The sequence below is a fragment of the Sunxiuqinia sp. A32 genome (assembly GCF_052690465.1).
This window is the reverse complement of sequence record NZ_JBQYLI010000002.1, coordinates 1-19287: the sequence shown is the minus strand read 5'-3', so window position 1 is coordinate 19287 and position 19287 is coordinate 1. Positions and strand designations below refer to the sequence as shown.

Annotated in this window: 13 protein-coding genes; 5 read left to right on the top strand and 8 right to left on the bottom strand. The window is 37.1% G+C overall.

All coding sequences use genetic code 11. The features are described from left to right. Positions 1-7: 7 nt before the first annotated feature. From ACUNWD_RS02075 to ACUNWD_RS02060, 4 genes are all read right to left on the bottom strand, one after another. Positions 8-1771 (bottom strand): arylsulfatase, encoded by a 1764-nt coding sequence (locus tag ACUNWD_RS02075; protein ID WP_445586099.1) that lies wholly within the window; start codon positions 1769-1771, stop codon positions 8-10. Between the two features lie 112 nt (positions 1772-1883). Then, positions 1884-3653, bottom strand: coding sequence for a chloride channel protein (locus tag ACUNWD_RS02070; RefSeq protein WP_445586098.1), 1770 nt, complete (start codon positions 3651-3653; stop codon positions 1884-1886). A 9-nt stretch (positions 3654-3662) separates the two neighbouring features. Continuing rightward, complete coding sequence (locus ACUNWD_RS02065; protein ID WP_445586097.1) at positions 3663-5441, bottom strand: chloride channel protein; 1779 nt, start codon at positions 5439-5441, stop codon at positions 3663-3665. 44 nt (positions 5442-5485) lie between these two features. Next, on the bottom strand, positions 5486-7852 hold the full coding sequence (locus ACUNWD_RS02060; RefSeq protein ID WP_445586096.1) for a penicillin-binding protein 1A: 2367 nt from the start codon (positions 7850-7852) through the stop codon (positions 5486-5488). A 130-nt stretch (positions 7853-7982) separates the two neighbouring features. On the opposite strand from ACUNWD_RS02060, the gene ACUNWD_RS02055 reads away from it, so the two are divergent. Beyond that, a complete protein-coding gene (locus ACUNWD_RS02055; RefSeq protein WP_445586095.1) occupies positions 7983-8843 on the top strand; it encodes a TIGR01777 family oxidoreductase in 861 nt (286 codons plus the stop codon). A 53-nt stretch (positions 8844-8896) separates the two neighbouring features. Here the strand turns inward: ACUNWD_RS02055 and pckA are convergent, their stop codons facing one another. Next, complete coding sequence (gene pckA, locus ACUNWD_RS02050) at positions 8897-10498, bottom strand: phosphoenolpyruvate carboxykinase (ATP) (protein WP_445586348.1); 1602 nt, start codon at positions 10496-10498, stop codon at positions 8897-8899. Between the two features lie 232 nt (positions 10499-10730). Next, positions 10731-11630 carry a site-specific tyrosine recombinase XerD gene (xerD, locus tag ACUNWD_RS02045; RefSeq protein WP_445586094.1) on the bottom strand — a complete coding sequence of 300 codons (900 nt, stop codon included), beginning with the start codon at positions 11628-11630 and terminating at the stop codon, positions 10731-10733. Between the two features lie 172 nt (positions 11631-11802). Here xerD and aroQ point away from each other — a divergent pair, with 172 nt between their 5' ends. Together aroQ and pyk are read left to right on the top strand one after the other, a co-directional pair. Beyond that, complete coding sequence (gene aroQ / locus ACUNWD_RS02040; protein WP_445586093.1) at positions 11803-12222, top strand: type II 3-dehydroquinate dehydratase; 420 nt, start codon at positions 11803-11805, stop codon at positions 12220-12222. Between the two features lie 94 nt (positions 12223-12316). Next, on the top strand, positions 12317-13741 hold the full coding sequence (gene pyk, locus ACUNWD_RS02035) for a pyruvate kinase (RefSeq protein WP_445586092.1): 1425 nt from the start codon (positions 12317-12319) through the stop codon (positions 13739-13741). A gap of 40 nt (positions 13742-13781) precedes the next feature. On the opposite strand, the gene ACUNWD_RS02030 is transcribed toward pyk, so the two are convergent. Then, a complete protein-coding gene (locus ACUNWD_RS02030; RefSeq protein ID WP_445586091.1) occupies positions 13782-14432 on the bottom strand; it encodes a LolA family protein in 651 nt (216 codons plus the stop codon). A gap of 11 nt (positions 14433-14443) precedes the next feature. Continuing rightward, positions 14444-16849, bottom strand: a complete 2406-nt coding sequence (locus ACUNWD_RS02025; protein WP_445586090.1) for a DNA translocase FtsK 4TM domain-containing protein — start codon at positions 16847-16849, stop codon at positions 14444-14446. A gap of 375 nt (positions 16850-17224) precedes the next feature. Here ACUNWD_RS02025 and ACUNWD_RS02020 point away from each other — a divergent pair, with 375 nt between their 5' ends. After that, positions 17225-18190 carry a carbamate kinase gene (locus ACUNWD_RS02020; protein WP_445586089.1) on the top strand — a complete coding sequence of 322 codons (966 nt, stop codon included), beginning with the start codon at positions 17225-17227 and terminating at the stop codon, positions 18188-18190. Between the two features lie 2 nt (positions 18191-18192). After that, complete coding sequence (argF, locus tag ACUNWD_RS02015) at positions 18193-19191, top strand: ornithine carbamoyltransferase (RefSeq protein ID WP_445586088.1); 999 nt, start codon at positions 18193-18195, stop codon at positions 19189-19191. Positions 19192-19287 lie beyond the last annotated feature (96 nt).

Genomic DNA, 19287 nt, shown 5'->3' with positions numbered 1-19287 from the left:
CCATGCTTTAATCAATTCTTTCAAGCTCCATCCAGAAAGGAAATATACGCTTTCCACCCGTCTGGTAAAATGGAATGATTTCACAATCCATCTCAGGAAATTCAACATTTTTCATCTCAATAATATCAACTGGTTCGGCCCCATCAACTTTCATTTTATTTACTATTGGCCCTACCTCCAGATATAGTTGGCCGTTGGGATCTACCGGTTTGATGAATTTATAGCGAATGTTATATTTTCCTTTTAATACATGTACGTTCCATTTGCCATATATCTCTTCCTGAGCCCAAATACCCCGTTCTCCATCAGCATCATTCCGATTCAAAATGATTGGATTCTCATTTTCACTACCTACTATAGCTAAAGGCGGATTTTGGATATTCTTTGATTGGATAAGTTCGTGATAATATTGATCCAACTCTTCTTTTAATTGGGTGGCTATTGTTTCTTTATCGGACACCAAATTATTTAGTTCGTAAGGATCGCTTTGTATATCATACAACTCAAAATCTTCGATTGGAGCATTATAGTCAGTCTTTCCTACCAGCTTATAATTTCCATTTTGAAGGGCAATATTATTGTATAATTCAGGATAGCGACGGGTCCAGTAAAAAAATAAAGAACGGTCAGCCCAATCAACTTGATTCCCTTTTATCAAAGGGAGTAAGCTGTGTCCATCAATTTTTCGGTCTGCAGGGATGTCAGCATGACAAATGTCTGCCAGTGTGGGTAAAATATCAATGTGCGCAGCAGTTGTTTCAATATCTTTATCGGATGAAAATGCAGCAGGGTATTTCAGGTAAAAAGGCACCCTTACCCCACCTCGGTAAACGTCTCCTTTTTTTCCTCTCATACCGGCAATGTATCGGGTTTGTTGGGGGCCATTGTCAGTCATAAAGATGACGACTGTATTCTTATCAATTTTAAGTTCTTTAAGCTTTTCAAAAAGGGTTTCAAGATTGTCGTCAATGTTTTTCACCATTGCATAAACTTTCCGTGCATCTTCCTTATCCTTTTCGCTCATCCCTGCGAATGGCCTGTTATCATTAGTAAAGCCAGACGATGGATCAATATCTTTAAACTGTTGGTAATATTCATCTGGCACTTGTAAAGGAGTATGCGGAGCATTAAATGCGAGGTAACAAAAGAATGGGTTGTCCTTGTTCTTTTCAATAAATGAAATAGCTGCTTCTGCAAAAATATCTGAGCAGTAACCATTGTAAGCTTCTTGTTTTCCATTATGCCAAAGCACCGGATCAAAATAGCTTCGATCCTTCTTAAAAAAGGTTGTAAAATCACCTACCTGCCCCATTCCTCCCGACAGGTGATTCAACGACTCGTCAAATCCCTGATCGTTGGGGCGAGAAGGATAATTATCCCCCAAATGCCATTTACCAAACATACCGGTTGCATAGCCCGCTGCTTTCAGCATCTCAGCAATGGTAACTTCTTCAGATGCCATGGTTGCTCCGCCATTGTATGTATCTCTCACCCCTGTTCTCAGGGAAAACCTACCTGTCATTAAACTGGAGCGTGTTGGTGCACAAACCGGCGAAACATAAAATTGATTAAATCGAATACTTTCACTGGCAAAATGATCGATAACCGGCGTAATAACATGTGGATTTCCGTTTACTCCAAGGTCTCCATATCCCTGATCATCTGTAATAATCAGTACAACATTCGGATGAATTACGTCTTTTGCCTGAGTGGTTTGTGGTAAAGTACAAAATGCAGAAGCAATTGCAGAAAAGGCTATAAATCCTCTCATAGTTCGGTCGTTTAGATGAAAATGAGTCTCTAAATTAATAAACTTTAAAAGAATAGATAGTCCTTAATTATCAAATAATCAGAATAAAGAGATGCAGCATGAATGATACGAATTAATCGTGTGAAAAATGACGCATGGTTTTACGGTAATTTGAGAAAACTTTTGCTCTGGATATAAATCCAAAATATTTTCCATTCTCATCAATAACGGCCAAATTGAAACGACCACTATTTTCAAACTTTTCGGCAACTTTATGCATATCGTCATTTGGCGAAATATAGTGCTCTGGCATGTACATAAATTCTTTCACATGCTTTGTCTCATAGAGGCTCTGATCAAAAATAATTTCCCGGATATCATTCATTTTCACCATTCCCTTCAATATTCCATTTTCATCAACTACAGGAAATAAGTCTCGTTTAGAGCGTGAAATTGCTTTGGTAAGATCCCCCAGACTGGCGTCTGGAGAAACGACTTCAAAGTCTGTTTCAATGAGTCCAGCAACTTCCATGAAATGAAGCACTGCTTTATCTTTATGATGAGTTACTAATTCACCTTTCTGAGCCAAACGTTTGGTATAAATTGAATGGGGTTCAAAACGCATGATAGTCAAATAGGCAGCAATTGCTGAAATAATTAAAGGGAAAAGCAAATCATAGCCACCTGTGATCTCGGCTGCAAGAAAAATACCTAACAATGGAGCATGCATTACTCCCGCCATTAAGGCTCCCATTCCTGCAAGTGCAAAATTATCTAATGGAAGATTCAGGCCTGTTACCTGATTTATTACCAAAGCCAAAAAATAGCCTCCAATTGCCCCCACAAAAAGCGTAGGCGCAAAAATACCTCCGACTCCTCCACTGGCAGTTGTAACGGCCATTGCCACCACTTTGAAAAATACCAATAAAAGCATGAATGCGATTATGAACCACGGATTTGATTTAAAATCAAAAAAGAAGGAATTATTCAGCAATTCTGCACCTAATCCGTTGAAAACTTTATTAATTGATGTATAACCTTCCCCCCAAAGCGGTGGAAAAATAAAGATCAGTACTCCGAGTATTATTCCGCCCCAAATCAGTTTTGTCACTTGTGACTTAATGCCGTGAAGGTTCCCTTCTACAAACATTGCCATTCGAGTAAAATATAGTGATACAAATCCAGCAAAAATACCTAGTAAAATATAGAATGGAATATTTGACGCGTCGAAGTGATTAACAAGGTTAAATTTAAACAGAACTGCTTCACCCATAAAGAAATAGGTCATAACAGCAGCAGTAATTGCTGAAATGAGCAGCGGAACCAAAGATGCCATCGTCAAATCCAACATCAACACCTCCAGAGTAAAAACAATACCAGCAATTGGTGCTTTAAAAATACCAGCGATGGCACCAGTCGCACCACATCCAATCATCAACATTACATCTGCCTGTTCCAGTTTAAAGAAACGTGCAAGGCTTGATCCAATAGAAGCACCAGTTAATACGATAGGGGCCTCCGCTCCAACCGATCCCCCAAAGCCAATGGTAAAGCTACTGGTGATCATTGAAGAAAACATATTATGACTCTTAATTTTCCCTTTTTTCTTTGAAATAGAATAAAGAATTTTTGCAACTCCGTGACTAACATCGTCTTTGATAATATATTTCAAAATTAAGATTGTTGCCAGGATACCTATGATCGGAAAGGCAAGAAACCAAAAATTCTCATCAGAGGATTTATAATGCCCAACCAGTGATTCACCAATAAAATGAATCAGGTTTTTCAATATTAAAGCTGCTCCCCCACTTATTATTCCAACAAAAAAGCTAAGCCAGTACAATTTTTTCTTTCCTAGAACGTGCTGAGAAAATTGCTGTATTGTTTTTGAATAATCAGACATCATTGTTTGTTAATCATGTGAAAAATGCCGCATCGTTTTTCGATAAAACGAAAATACCCGGGCTCTCGATATAAATCCAACATATTTACCATCATCTATAACAGCAATATTATACCTACCACTGCTTTCAAACTTCTCCACCACCTGCTCCATCGAATCTTCCGTTGAAATATAATGCTCCGGATGGTACATTAAATGGCTAACATGCACTTTATCGTAAAGTTCCTTTCTAAATATTAGGTGGCGAACATCGTCCATCTTCACCATTCCTTTTAAATATCCATTTTCATCAACAATCGGGAACAGATTTCTGTGGGCTTTAGATATTGCTTCGGTTAAATCTCCTAATGTTGATTCAGGATGTAGAATTTCAAAGTCAGTTTCAATCAATTTACTTACCCGCATCATTTGAAGGACATTCTTATCCTTGTCATGGGTCATTAATTCTTTGCGTCGGGCAAGCTGAAAATGATAGACCGAGTTCGGTGTAAACACTCGAACCGTAAGATATGCAAAAGTTGCAGTTATCATTAGTGGCACAAACAACTTATAGCCTCCGGAAATATCTGCAATTAAGAAGATTCCCGTTAATGGCGCCTGAAGCACCCCGGCTATCAATCCAGACATACCAATCAGCGCAAAGTTTTGAGCATTCAATTGTCGTATTCCTGAAAAATTGACAACCGTTGCAAACAACATTCCAACGTTTACTCCCATAAATAGAGTTGGTGCGAATATCCCACCAATACCGCCACTTCCAAAGGTTACCGATGTCGCTACAATTTTAAGTAATACTATTGCGAGCATCAATACTAGCACTGCCCAAAACTCATCTTTAAGACCATAGAAAATTGAATTATTAAACAAATAATCAATATCACCTTCAAGACATGAATTAATGGACTCATAACCTTCTCCATACAACGCAGGAAAAAGAAAAATCAACCCACCTAAAGTCAATCCTCCAACCAGTAACCGCACTCTTCCACTTCCCAAGTTATCGAAGATACGTTCTATGAAAATGTACATTTTGGTGAAATATGCAGATACTAATCCGGCAACAATACCAAGCAATATATAATAAGGTAAATCACCAATTTCGAATCTGGTATGTAATTCAAAAGGATATAGTACATTTTGCCCCATAAACAGGTAAGAAGTAACAACTGCAGTTGAGGATGATAATAATAATGGCACCAATGAAAAGGTTGTTAAATCAATCATAATTACTTCAACAGCAAATACAATTGCAGCAATTGGTGCTTTAAAAATTGCGGCCATTGCTCCAGCGCAAGCGCAAGCAAGCATCAATATTGTATTTCTGTAATTCAGATGAAATACACTTGACAGCCAAGAACCATATGAAGCTCCCGTTGCAACAGTTGGCCCCTCCAACCCCACAGATCCACCAAAACCAACAGTAAAGGCACTGGTTATAATTGAAGAGAACATGTTATGACGACTCAATTCACCTTCTCTTTTAGAAATGCTATGCAAAACGTTTGGAATTCCATGTCGAACCGGACTTTTAATAAGATATTTTACAACTAATACCGCCAGAAAAATACCTACGATTGGTAATCCAAAATAGATATAGTTGTGAACTTCCTGGCTGGTTGCACGATTTATTAGTCCCTGAGTTAGCCAAACTGCATTTTTAATAACGGTGGCAACTATACCGGATATGATTCCAATAATAATACTTAGAATCACAATAAACTGGCGTTCACTCAATCTACGTAAACGCCAACGATGAAATCTAACAATAAAAGGTAGTTTTTGTGCCATCTGGCCGCAAAATTAATAAAAGCAGCACAGTATTGCTTAAGAAACTATTTTTTCTTTTTGAAAATATCCTTGATTGTTTCCCAAATTTTCTTTTTGGGTTGATCAGACGTTTCCCTTTTCTTCTCAATCTGATCTTTACGTTCGTCCTTCTTAGAGAAAAGGCGATCAAAGAAGGTTCTTTCACCTTCAGGAACCCAATATTCCTGGTACGGCGGGATGTTCAACTTCGCTAAAGTTTCAAAAGATGGTTTCGCAAACTCTGAATATTTTAACTTGCGGTATCTCGGGTCTGAATATACCTTGCTAAAGAATTTAGCGACAATGGGTAACGCCATGTAGGCTCCCTGTCCATAGGTAGTTGTTCGAAAGTGGATACCAGGATCATCAGCTCCCACCCAACATCCGGTAACCAAATCAGGGCTCATACCAACAAACCAACCATCTGATTGATCTTGTGTGGTTCCAGTTTTTCCAGCAAAGTCGCCTGGAATTTTATAAACATTTCTAATGCCCGCACCTGTACCATTATTTACAACATCCTCCAGCATGTGGGTAATAATTCGGCAATTTTCCGACTGCACTCCGGTTGGAGCAGATGGTGGTCTGAAGAATTGATCCAACAACTCACCTTTGCTATTTTTAATAGCTACTAAATAATGAGGTTCAACACGAATCCCGTCATTCAAGATGGTTGCATATGCATAAATCAGTTCCTTCAAACTAATGGAAGCAACTCCGAGCGCCAATGACGGAAATTCTGGCAAATCAGCTTCAATACCAACTGCTCTTGAAAGTTGAATAGTCTCGTCTATACCAGTTTCCATTAACACTTCAACTGCAACTGTATTTAATGATTCTGACAATGCTCCTTCCATCGTATAAAAGCCAGTATAGTTTTCATGCGAGTTGCGAGGAGACCAGTCTTGGTAATCTTCGTATACTTTTTTCTCGTTCGTATAGTAATCAAAAGGACTCAGACCATTTTCAAGAGCTGCCAGGTATACAAATGGCTTAAATGTTGATCCGACCTGTCTGGCAGCATTAATGTGATCATACTGAAAAAAGCGATAATCGATTCCTCCAACCCATGCTTTAAGTTCCCCTGTAGATGGTTCTATTGCAAGAAAACCTGCATTTAACAAGGCTAAATGATATTTAAGTGAGTCTAGAGGTGTAGTCTCAACATGCTTTAATCCATTCCATGAGAAAAGAGTAGTTGATATCTTTTGATTAAATCTTTTCATGATTTGCTCATGATTACTACCATTGAGGAGCATCTTTTTATAGCGATCCGATCTTTTAATTGCACGGTTTAGAATTTCAGATTTCCCTTTCCATATATCTCTATTTTTCCAATGATCATCAAAAACCTTTTGAAGGTCTTTCATATATTCTTTTACAGATTGTTGAGCATAGTATTGAAAATCATAATTCAATGTTGTTTCAACTTTCAAACCATCAGTATACAAATTGTATGGATCTCCTTTTTGATTGGTATGAGACTCGCACCATTTCAACAATTCAGGCTTTAATTTTTCAAGAAAATAAGGAGCAGGACCTTCGTTGTATGAAATCCTCCGGTATTTTAGCTTTAGTGGCTTTGCTTTAAATACTTCCCCTTGATCCGAAGAGAGAAAGTTATTTACTACCATTTGCTGAATAACAACATTTCTCCGTTCTTTTGATTTCTCGGGATTAATTCGTGGATTATACGTATAATTTGCTTTCAGCATACCTACCAGTACCGCAGCTTCATCAACAGTCAAATCACGAGGGCTTTTACTGAAAAATCGTTCTGATGCAACTTCTATTCCATATATATTTTCGCCAAAGGGAACCGTATTAAGATAGAGAGTTAGAACTTCATTTTTCGAATATATACGCTCGAGACGATACGCAATTATTGCTTCACGTAGTTTATTCACGGGCATTGAAAAAACCCATAAATCATTTCGAGGAAATAAGTTTTTTGCTATCTGCTGACTGAGTGTACTCCCTCCTCCGGCACTTTTATTCTGCAGTAAAATCGTTTTAAACAACACTCGTAACAAGGCAACTTCATCAATTCCCCGGTGTTCGTAAAATCGGGCATCTTCTGTTGCAATCAAAGCATTTATAACGTTTGGAGAAATTTCGTCAAAGCCTACATTGCTTCTATTTTCCACATAATATCTCCCCAATAATTTTCCATCCGAAGAAAAAACCTCTGAAGCCTGAGGATTCTTTATTTGATGAAGCTGTGCTGAACTTGGCACATGCCCCGTAAATCCTAAATAAACCGTAAGAAAGAACAAGCAAAACAGGATAATACAAATCGCAGAAAAACGAAGTAGAAATAAGATTATATTTCTTTTTCCAGATGTTTTCTTTTTTGACTTGCGTTTCTTTTTAGGCGTATTTCGAGGGGCCATGAATCTCTTTTTTTTTACTGATAATACTAGAACGCAAAAATAGACAATTGATTTTATCTAAACGATAAAACTTTTTGCACCGTTTATATGTATAAGTAGATGAAATTAAACATTTATTTATCAACATGATATGAAAGTTGCAATTACAGGTAGTTCCGGATTTATTGGTAAACATATTACCGATGAGCTAACCGCGAGAGGCCATGAATTGCGATTAGTCACCCGACAAATGCTCTATGGAGATCCAACCGAGTTGGTAGATTTTATAAAGAATACGGATGTTGTTATTAACCTGGCAGGTGCACCTATCTTACAAAGATGGACAACCACCAATAAAGTAATTATTTATAATAGTCGGGTCATTACTACAAAAAACCTGTGCGCAGCAATTAATCAATTACCACCAAAAGAAAGGCCCAAAACTTACATTGGAGCTTCAGCCGTTGGCATCTATCAGGCATTAGCGACACACGATGAAACCAGCTCCAATTTTGCTATTAATTTTGCAGGAAGAGTTGTCATGGATTGGGAAGATGCATCGCTCCAATTGGATAAAAGTGTTCGCAGGGTAATATTTAGGACAGGCATGGTGATCGGAAAAGATTCTCAAATAATGAAATATCTGCTTCCTATCTACAAAGCGGGATTAGGTGGATGGATCGGTAACGGACTCCAAGCATTTGCATTCATTCATATTGAAGATGTAAAAAAGGCTTTTTGTGATGCCGTTGAAGAAAAAGCCTATTCTGGTATTTTTAATTTGGTAGCACCCCAGTTGATCACCAACAAAGATTTTTCAAAAAGTTTGGCAAATGCGCTAAACAGGCCACTCTTCTTTTCTGTACCCACAAAAGCATTGGAATTAGTATATGGTGAAGCCGCTGAAATGATAGTCACCTCTCCCAAGGTAATTCCGAAGCAATTGCAAGACATGGGATTTTCCTATCAATTCCCAGAAATTGACTCTGCTATTCGACAGATAATTGCATAAAAAAACCTCCCGTCAATCGACGGAAGGTTCTTAAATATATAATGTAAGTTAGATTACAATTGAGGGCCTGCAGCAACCAATGCTTTACCTTCTTCGTTATCTGTATATTTCACGAAGTTTTTGATAAAACGACCACCAAGATCTTGAGCTTTAGCTTCCCATTCAGCAACATCAGCGTAAGTATCACGTGGATCAAGGATATTTGAATCAACCCCTGGCAATACAGTTGGTACTTCTAAATTGAATACAGGAACAACTTTAGTTTCTGCTTTTTCGATAGAACCATCAAGAATAGCATTGATGATACCACGAGTATCTTTAATAGAGATACGTTTACCTGAACCATTCCATCCTGTGTTAACCAAGTATGCTTCGGCTCCGTTAGCTTCCATTTTTTTCACTAACTCTTGTCCGTATTTTGTTGGGTGCAAAGTCAAGAAAGCAGCGCCAAAACAAGCAGAGAATGTTGGAGTTGGTTCTGTAATTCCACGCTCGGTTCCTGCTAATTTCGCAGTAAATCCTGATAAGAAATGGTATTGAGTTTGCTCTGGAGTTAATTTAGAAACTGGAGGCAATACACCAAATGCATCAGCGCTTAAGAAGATAACTTTTTTCGCGTGCCCAGCTTTTGAAGGAACTGCGATATTCTCAATGTGGTTGATTGGGTACGATACACGAGTATTCTGAGTAACAGAACCGTCAGTGAAATCAATTTTACCATCAGCATCAACAGTTACGTTTTCTAACAAAGCGTTACGTTTGATAGCAGCGTAAATTTCTGGTTCTGAATCTTTATCTAAATCGATAGTTTTTGCATAACATCCACCTTCGAAGTTGAAGATACCTTCGTCATCCCATCCGTGCTCATCATCGCCAATAAGTTTACGAGAAGCGTCTGTTGAAAGAGTTGTTTTACCCGTACCAGAAAGACCAAAGAAAATAGCTACATCACCAGCTTCCCCAACGTTAGCAGAACAGTGCATCGAAGCCATACCTTTCAATGGCAAGTAGTAGTTCATCATTGCGAACATACCTTTTTTCATTTCACCACCGTACCATGTACCACCAATAACTTGCATTTTTTCAGTCATATTGAAAACAGTAAAGTTTTCAGAATTAAGACCTTGAGCTTCCCAGTTAGGGTTGGTAGTTTTAGAACCGTTCATTACTACGAAATCAGGTTCACCAAAGTTAGCTAATTCTTCAGCAGTTGGTTTGATGAACATATTTGTCACAAAGTGAGCTTGCCAAGCCACTTCCATAATAAAGCGGATTTTCAAACGAGTATCCTCATTAGCACCACAGAACGCATCAACCACAAATAGTTTTTTGTCAGAAAGTTGTTTTGTTACTAAACTTTTCAATTCAGTCCAAACTTCTGGAGTAATTGGTTTATTATCGTTTTTTGCAGCTTCTGAAGTCCACCACATAGTGTCTTTTGTAACGTCATCCATCACAATGAACTTGTCTTTAGGAGAACGTCCAGTAAACACACCTGTCATTACATTTACTGCATCGAGCTCAGTTAATTGCCCTTTCTCGAACCCTTCGAGGTTTGGGTTCATTTCTTCTTCAAATAACTGCTCGTAAGAAGGATTATGTACGATCTCTTTTACATCTACAATACCGTACTTTGATAAATCTAAATTTTTCATAGTCAAGAATTAAAATTTAATATTTCCAACAAAACCAATTTTTTCTCGGCACACAAAAATAAAATATTTTCGGCGTTGGGTCAGGCAAGCGTTTTTAATTTAAGGTTATTTTTAAAAATGATAACAAAAAAAAAGACAATCTGTTCACTAACAGATTGTCTATCAATTCAATGATGTATTTATTATTAAAATCTTATCATGTTAAGAAATTATTAATCACAATTCAAGAACGTTATGAACGTGGATGAAATTGGTGAATTGTAGTTTTTAAATAATCCCTATCCAAATGTGTGTAGATTTCAGTAGTAAGGATTGACTCATGTCCTAACATTTCCTGTACTGCACGTAAATCAGCTCCTCCAGATATCAAGTGAGTGGCAAATGAATGGCGGAATGTATGAGGACTAATTTTCTTATTCATTCCAATCTTTTGAGCAAGATTTTTTATAATGGTAAAAATCATCACTCTACTTAACTTCTTACCTCTTCTGTTAAGAAAAAGAATATTTTCACTCTCAGGACTAATTTTCAAAGTTTTCCGGTAACCACTTAAATATTTACTAATTTCCTCAATAGCTTTTTCGCTAACAGGCACTAGTCTTTCTTTTTCTGATTTACCTTCAACTTTTATAAATCCTTGTTCAAAGAACAAATTAGTTACTTTTAAATTAACTAACTCTGACACTCTTAATCCACAGCTGTAAAGAGTTTCAAGCATTGCTTTGTTGCGCTGTCCCTCAGGCTTTTGCAAATCAACAGCATCAATAATTGTGTCAATCTCCTCCATTGTAAGTACATCTGGCAATTTACGGCCAATTTTAGGTGACTCAAGCAAGGTCGTTGGGTCACTTTGAACTTTACCCTCCATCAGAAGATACTTAAAAAAAGATTTTATACCGGAAATTGTACGAGCTTGAGTACGCGGAGAAACACCGCGATCATTCAAGTGTTCAACAAAACTTTTCAGATGATTAAGTTTAACTTTCTCAGGTGTAAGTCTTTTGAAGTTTTCATCCAGAAATCCCACCAACTTATTAATATCGTTGATGTAAGCAGCAATTGAGTTTTGGGATAAAGATTTTTCCAACCGAAGGAAGGATTCAAATCCCTTTTTACTATCTTCCCATTTCATAATTAAAACGATTAATTTTGTGATACAACAATTTTAAATAATTTTGGTTTTGTAATTATCTAAAAACCCAGCACTTATAGAGATATTTAGCTTCTTCCCCAAGATTACATAATTATCAATACGTGCCGGACTTGGTAAAGTTACTATTTTTAAATACTAAATCACAACAAAAATGAAAATATTGTTAATTAATGGTCCTAACCTGAATCTACTGGGAAAGAGAGAGAAAACTATCTATGGTGATTTATCTTTTGACGACTACTATTCAACATTACAAGAAAAATATCCTAATATAAACATCACATATTTTCAATCAAATATTGAAGGTGAATTAATTGATAAAATTCATCAGGTAGGTTTTGAATATGATGGAATCATAATAAATGCCGGTGCATATACACACACTTCTGTAGCCATAAGAGATGCTATTGCAGCTGTTACAGCACCTGTTATCGAGGTGCATATTTCAAATATACTGACCCGTGAAAATTTCAGACATGAATCGATTATTGGACCGGTTTGTGTTGGAAGTATAATGGGATTTGGTCTGGATTCATACAGGTTGGGCATTGAGAGTTTTCTCAAAAGTTAACTTTAAAATCATTTAACGGAAAGGAAAGCTTCATTTGTTCGAGCATACAGGAAAAAAACTAATTTTGCCGCCCGTTAATGTATAAAAGTTATTTATGAAGCATACTAAAATTGTAGCTACCATTTCAGATAAACGTTGTGATATTGAGTTTATCGAATCACTATTTAATGCAGGCATGAATGTCGCACGCCTAAATACTGCGCACATTACAGAGGGAACTGCATTGACGATGATCAATAACATACGATCAGTTTCCGAGTCAATCGGAATCTTAATCGACACGAAAGGTCCTGAGATTAGAACTCAAAACCTGGACCAATCAATTGAAGTTGAAGCTGGACAGTTTGTAGAAGTATCAGGTTTAGACCGGGTAAGTGAAAAAGGAAGAGCAGCATTTAAAGTTTCTTACGACAAATTTCACATTGAAATTCCTGCTGACGGGAAGATTTTGATTGATGATGGTGAATTGGAGTTAAGCGTTCAAGAAAAGGAAGAAGATTTTGTACTCTGCAAAGTAGAGAATAGTGGTACAATCAAAAATAAGAAAAGTATAAACACTCCTGGGTTCAGTGTTAACTTACCTTCTATATCGGAAAAAGATAAGGATTTCATCCGATTTGCTATCGAACAGAAACTAGATTTTATTGCTCACTCATTTGTTAGAAATCAAGACGACGTTCTAAAGGTTCAGGAAATCCTCGATGAGCAAAATAGTCCAATTAAGATTATCGCAAAAATTGAGAATCTTGATGGTGTTAATAATATTGATGAAATTCTGGACCATGCCTATGGTATTATGGTTGCTCGTGGCGATTTAGGTATCGAGATTGCTGCTGAGAAGATTCCGGGTATCCAACGTCAATTAATTAAAAAGTCGGTTCAGCGTAAAAAACCAGTCATTATTGCAACTCAAATGCTTCACAGCATGATCGATAATCCTCGACCAACGCGTGCTGAAGTTAGTGATGTTGCCAATGCAATATTTTCAAGAGCGGATGCAATAATGCTTAGCGGAGAGACAGCTTATGGACAATATCCTGTTGAAGCTGTGAAGTACATGAGCCGCATCGCTAAAGAGGTGGAACAAAGCAAGGATAAGAGAAATGATATCACAATCCCAGCTGTGGAGAATGAGATTGTTGCCTATTTGGCAGAAGCTGCGATTCAGGCGTCCGTTGAGCTTAATACAACCGCTATTGTTACAAACACAAAAACAGGAAGAACGGCCAGGTATTTAGCTGCTTTTAGAGGTAAAAATCCGGTATATGCTAAATGCTATGAACCGGGGGTTGCTCGTCAACTTTCTCTTTCGTATGGAGTAAGAGCAAGTACTATTGAGCCCAAAAAGAATAAGTACAAAATGATTCGTTCTGCATTGCTTGCATTGGAGGACAATGGAAATCTCAAAAAAGAAGATGTAGTTATATACATTGGAGGAAGTTTTGGAATTGGCGGAGGATCGACATTTATGGAGATATCCACAGTTGAGAAGCTAACGATGAAAGAAAAGAAAGACTAAGTATAAAAAAAGGAGTGATATTCACTCCTTTTTCTATTTTTTATCTTAAATCAATTATCTCAATGTCCGGATACTTTTCGGTACTGAAAACAAATTCCGAATCATCTGCGGGAATATCAGTCGTCAGTGAGCTTACCTGCACAATGTAATTACTTCCTTCCCGTCCCACCATAGTGGCTTTGTTAATTAACATACGGTCTTTTTCAATTTGAATTCGCATTTTAGAATATTCGACCTCTTCATCATCTGGAAATAAATCGATAACATAAACCGCTTTCCCATTTGCTGTAGTTTCTTCAATAAACTTATAGTTGAACCCTTGCTGATAAATAGTAAACAATTTAGAAGGATCCATCATTTCATTCATTTCCTCATCAAACTCAGCAATACTAACTTCATTTGCATCTTTCATGTATGTCCAAACAGTTTGTCCATTGCTGTATATTTCCAAACCGAGAACAGGTAATTTCAGCTGATATTTATTCCCCTTCAAAAGGATATCACCCTTATTTTCATCATGGATACCCTCTTCCTTATTATCCATAATATAATTGAAAGAAGCTTTGATACTTCTGTACGATTGAGTTGTCTCACTAACCTTTTCCAATATCGATTTTGCTTTCATGTCTTCCTGAGCAGAAACGATACTCCAACAAAAAACAATCAGCACTAAAAAGAATATTCTCTTCATTTTTCTATTTTTTACAAGCTATTCAATAATTGTTCCAAACTATATTCATCCTGCAGCAAGACCTGACGTGCTTTACTTCCTTCACTAGGACCTACAACACCTGCAGCCTCCAATTGATCCATAATTCGCCCCGCTCTGTTGTAGCCAATCGAAAACTTACGTTGGATCATAGACGTTGATCCCATCTGATTCATAACAACAATTCGAGCCGCATCATCAAATAATTCATCTCTATTGTTTAAATCGGTACCCAAAGGTCCCCCATCCTCTTCACTTGCATACTCAGGAAGTAAGAAAGCTGTTGGATAGCCCTGCTGGTTGGCAATATGTTCACAAATACGCTCTACTTCCGGGGTGTCAACAAAAGCACACTGCAAACGAGTCATGTTACTTCCCATCGCAATTAGCATATCGCCTTTTCCAATTAACTGATTAGCTCCAGGAGTATCCAAGATGGTTCTGGAATCAATCATCGAGGCCACTTTAAAAGCTATACGAGTTGGGAAGTTTGCTTTAATAACACCAGTAATAATATTGGTTGATGGGCGTTGTGTTGCAATAATCATATGAATACCAACGGCCCGTGCAAGCTGTGCAATTCGAGCAATCGGAAGTTCAATTTCCTTACCTGCTGTCATAATTAAATCAGCAAACTCATCGATTATTACAACAATATATGGGAGATATCTGTGTCCTTTTTCAGGATTTAGTCGTCGACTAATAAACTTCTTATTGTATTCCTTAATATTCCGAGCGTGTGCTTTTTTTAGTAAATCATAACGCGTATCCATTTCCAGATTAAGGGAATTCAAGGTGTATTTTACCTTCTGAATGTCAGTAATGATAGGCTCTTCGTCATCCGGAAGCTTTGCAAGAAAATGATTCTCAATGGTTGTGTAAAGACTCAACTCCACCTTCTTAGGATCAATTAAAACCAATTTTAATTGAGAAGGATGTTTCTTATAGAGCAATGAACTGATAATGGCATTCAAGCCAACAGACTTACCCTGTCCGGTCGCACCTGCTACCAAAATATGTGGCATCTTTGCCAAGTCAATCAAAAATGTTTCATTGGAAATTGTTTTCCCAATAACCACTGGTAATTCCGCTGTACTTTCCTGAAATTTTTTGGAAGCAATAATCGATCGCATTGAAACAACCTCAGGATTTTGATTCGGAACCTCAATACCAATTGTTCCTCTTCCCGGAATTGGCGCAATAATACGAATACCCAAAGCCGCCAGGCTCAATGCTATGTCGTCTTCCAGATTTTTAATTTTAGCAATACGAATACCGGGAGCTGGCACAATCTCGTATAACGTAATTGTAGGCCCGATTGTCGCCCTGATTTTGGTAATTTCAATTTTATAGTGACGAAGTGTTTCAACAATCTTGTTCTTATTTGAAATCAATTCTTCATTACTAACTTCTGCATTTCCAGATGCATGATCATCAAGCAAATCTACAGACGGGAACTGGTAATTTGATAAATCCAACGTAGGATCATAATCTTCTTGTCCTTCTGACTGAACCTCTCCATCAGATTCCTCTTCTTCAATTTTTTCGACGGTCATTTCCAGATCTTCTTCATCGACATCAGACTCGGTGGCTTTTTGTTGCATACTTTTTTCAACCTGTTTGGTATCAACAGTGTCATCACCATCTACATCCGGATCAAAAATGGTCTCTATTAAATCATCCTCATTTATGACTTTTGAAATATTGTCATCTTCAACTACTGTATTATCGGTTGTAACCGACGCTAATTCTCCCTGCAATTCAGACTGTTCATTTCGGTTCCAGTTAAATAATGAACTTACCCAGTTAATGAAATTATCAAAAGCCACTAACAAAATCACAAACAAGCTACAAATAAGTAAAAAGAAAGCTCCTACTGTGCCAATAAGTGAGCTCAGCCAAACAGCCATGAAATATCCATTTTCCCCTCCTAAATAGATAAAACCGTCTTGATTTATATTTGAGAATATTAATCCTAAGGCGAGTGATCCCCAAAACAAAAGGACTAATGAAAAGAATATCGTTCTGCTGAAGCGTACGAAAGGTCTTCCAAAAAGTTGAAAAGCTGAAACTATCAGTACATAAATGAATAAAAAGGAAGATAAACCAAAACCGCGATTGATAATAACTTCACTAAGATAAGCACCAGTCTTTCCGGCTTTATTCTGAACGACGATATTGGAATCAGCAATCAATTTTCTCCATGAGATATCAAGCTTACTGTGATCTGCGTGTCCATAAATCAAAAACGACACAAAAGCGATCAATAAGTAAAGACTGAATACAAATAAAAATAACCCAAGTGTGTATCTGAATTTATCACTTTTAATAAACGTATTTATGCCAGTATATATGCTGGATAATCTTGATGTTCGTTTCTTTTTGGTCTTTTTTGCCATAGGGAATTTTAATTGCGACTGCAAAGTTAACGAATTTTATATAGGATATTGTGTGTCATAAGGGAAGTATAAAATAAAAATATTTACCATTATTATATTAAAATATTTGTTTGGTGAATCAGTCGTAAATTAACTACTATTAGTTATTCTGACATAAAAATATTAATTCGACAATCAAAGCCACGAAACATATTATAAATTCACATTTTATTTATCTAAATTTATTCGAATCATCAAAACACCGATATTTACCTGTTTTATAGCATTTTAGACTGATATCAATTTGCGTATTGATCATGATATTTTTCACTTCATTTTTTTATGTTTGTCTATAGTCGATATTGTATAAACTGTTTTCATTAAATTGTATAATGTATGAAAAAGTTAGCAGTTATTGCATTAGGCGGAAACGCTCTTCTTCGGGGAGATGAGCAGGGAACCATTGAGCAGCAGGAAAAAAATACAACGGAGACAGTAGAGAACCTTGTGCATTTAATTAATGAAGGATATGAATTAGTTATTACGCATGGGAATGGTCCGCAAGTTGGAAATATTTTGATGCGCAATGATGCTGGGGAACAAGTCTACGATATTGCACCAATGCCTTTAGATATATGTGTTGCCGACTCCCAGGGAGGAATTGGATACATGATTGAAAGGATGATGCGCAACATTTTAAATAAACATGGAATTCAAAAGAATATTATTTCCATGATAAGTATGATAACTGTTAATCCAAACGATCCTGCCTTTAATAATCCATCTAAACGCATTGGGAAGACTTACAGTAAACAGGAAGCTGAAGAATTGCAAAAGAAAAAAGGATGGCTGTTTAAGACCTCAAGTAAAACAAATGGCGGATGGCGACGAGTTGTCCCCTCACCAGATCCAATCGATATCATAAATAAGAATGTTATAAAAAATTTAGTTCAGGCGGGTAATATTGTGATTACTGCTGGAGGTGGCGGAATCCCAGTTTATTTTGATAAAAATAACGATATTAGAACCTCAGATGCAGTAATTGACAAAGATATGTCATCTGCATTACTGGCTTCAGAAATAGAAGCAAATGAATTTTACATACTTACCGATGTTCCTTTTGTTTATAAGGACTTTGGCCTTCCTTCTCAGGAAAAACTTGAATTTCTAGACTATAATGACACCTTGGAATATTTAAATTTAGGAGTTTTTGGAGAAGGTAGTATGGCACCAAAAATAAGAGCATGTTTGAAATTCATAGCGAGAGGAGGCGAAAAAAGTATCATTACAGAAGCCAAAAAACTGGAAGATAAATCTTTCGGGTCTAAAATTACCATGAAGTACGAAGATAAAATTCGATAAATATGTCAATCAACTTAAAAAATAGACATTTTCTAAAGCTACTTGATTTTAGCCAGAATGAAATTTTGTATTTAATTGAACTTTCCGAAAAGTTAAAAAGGGATAAATACAATGGTGCAGAACAAAGAAACCTGACAGGCAAAAATATCGCGCTGATTTTTGAAAAGTCATCAACCCGAACCCGATGTGCATTTGAGGTTGCCGCCTATGATCAGGGAGCCAATGTCACCTATTTAGGTCCCAGTGGTTCGCAAATAGGGCATAAAGAATCAATGAAAGATACAGCCAGGGTTTTAGGAAGGATGTATGATGGAATACAATACCGGGGTTTTGGTCAGGATATTGTTGAAGAATTAGCAAACTATGCTGGCATTCCGGTATGGAATGGCTTAACCAATGAATTTCATCCTACTCAGATTCTCGCGGATTTTTTGACAATGAAAGAGCACTCTGCGAAACCTCTTTCAGAGGTGAAATTTTGCTATTTGGGAGATGCCAAAAATAACATGGGCAATTCATTAATGGTCGGTGCTGCAAAACTAGGAATGGACTTCAGGGCAGCAGCTCCCTCGAGTTGCCAGCCTGATGGGAAACTGGTAGAAACATGCAACGAAATTGCAAAACAGTCAGGAGGGAAAATATTGATAACTGAAAAAGTTGCAGAAGCGGTGAAAGATTGTGATTTCTTGTATACCGATGTTTGGGTATCAATGGGAGAAGCAGAAGAAGTTTGGGAAGAACGCATTAAACTCTTGAAGCCATATCAGGTTAACCAGGAAATAATGAAGCTCACAAACAATCCTGATGTTAAATTCATGCACTGCCTTCCTGCATTTCATAATAGAAAAACAACGGTTGGTGAAAAAATTTATATTAAATTTGGAATAGAATCTATGGAAGTGACGGAGGAAGTTTTTGAAAGCCCCGCCTCCATTGTCTTTGATGAAGCTGAAAATCGGATGCATACCATCAAGGCGGTTTTGGTGGCTACTATAGCATGATAGAACTTTTATTCACTACCAACAAAGAGGCTGTCTCAAAAGAGATGGCCTCTTTTTATTTTCAGCGAAGAGTGGGAAAAAGATTGAAAGTTATCA

Excerpts from the sequence above, each read along its gene's own strand:
- ACUNWD_RS02020 (WP_445586089.1), top strand. The coding sequence starts at position 17,225 with ATGAAAAAGTTAGCAGTTATTGCATTAGGCGGAAACGCTCTTCTTCGG.
- pckA (WP_445586348.1), bottom strand. The coding sequence starts at position 10,498 with ATGAAAAATTTAGATTTATCAAAGTACGGTATTGTAGATGTAAAAGAG.
- ACUNWD_RS02030 (WP_445586091.1), bottom strand. The coding sequence starts at position 14,432 with ATGAAGAGAATATTCTTTTTAGTGCTGATTGTTTTTTGTTGGAGTATC.
- xerD (WP_445586094.1), bottom strand. The coding sequence starts at position 11,630 with ATGAAATGGGAAGATAGTAAAAAGGGATTTGAATCCTTCCTTCGGTTG.
- pyk (WP_445586092.1), top strand. The coding sequence starts at position 12,317 with ATGAAGCATACTAAAATTGTAGCTACCATTTCAGATAAACGTTGTGAT.
- argF (WP_445586088.1), top strand. The coding sequence starts at position 18,193 with ATGTCAATCAACTTAAAAAATAGACATTTTCTAAAGCTACTTGATTTT.
- ACUNWD_RS02055 (WP_445586095.1), top strand. The coding sequence starts at position 7,983 with ATGAAAGTTGCAATTACAGGTAGTTCCGGATTTATTGGTAAACATATT.
- ACUNWD_RS02060 (WP_445586096.1), bottom strand. The coding sequence starts at position 7,852 with ATGGCCCCTCGAAATACGCCTAAAAAGAAACGCAAGTCAAAAAAGAAA.
- ACUNWD_RS02075 (WP_445586099.1), bottom strand. The coding sequence starts at position 1,771 with ATGAGAGGATTTATAGCCTTTTCTGCAATTGCTTCTGCATTTTGTACT.
- ACUNWD_RS02025 (WP_445586090.1), bottom strand. The coding sequence starts at position 16,849 with ATGGCAAAAAAGACCAAAAAGAAACGAACATCAAGATTATCCAGCATA.
- aroQ (WP_445586093.1), top strand. The coding sequence starts at position 11,803 with ATGAAAATATTGTTAATTAATGGTCCTAACCTGAATCTACTGGGAAAG.
- ACUNWD_RS02065 (WP_445586097.1), bottom strand. The coding sequence starts at position 5,441 with ATGGCACAAAAACTACCTTTTATTGTTAGATTTCATCGTTGGCGTTTA.
- ACUNWD_RS02070 (WP_445586098.1), bottom strand. The coding sequence starts at position 3,653 with ATGTCTGATTATTCAAAAACAATACAGCAATTTTCTCAGCACGTTCTA.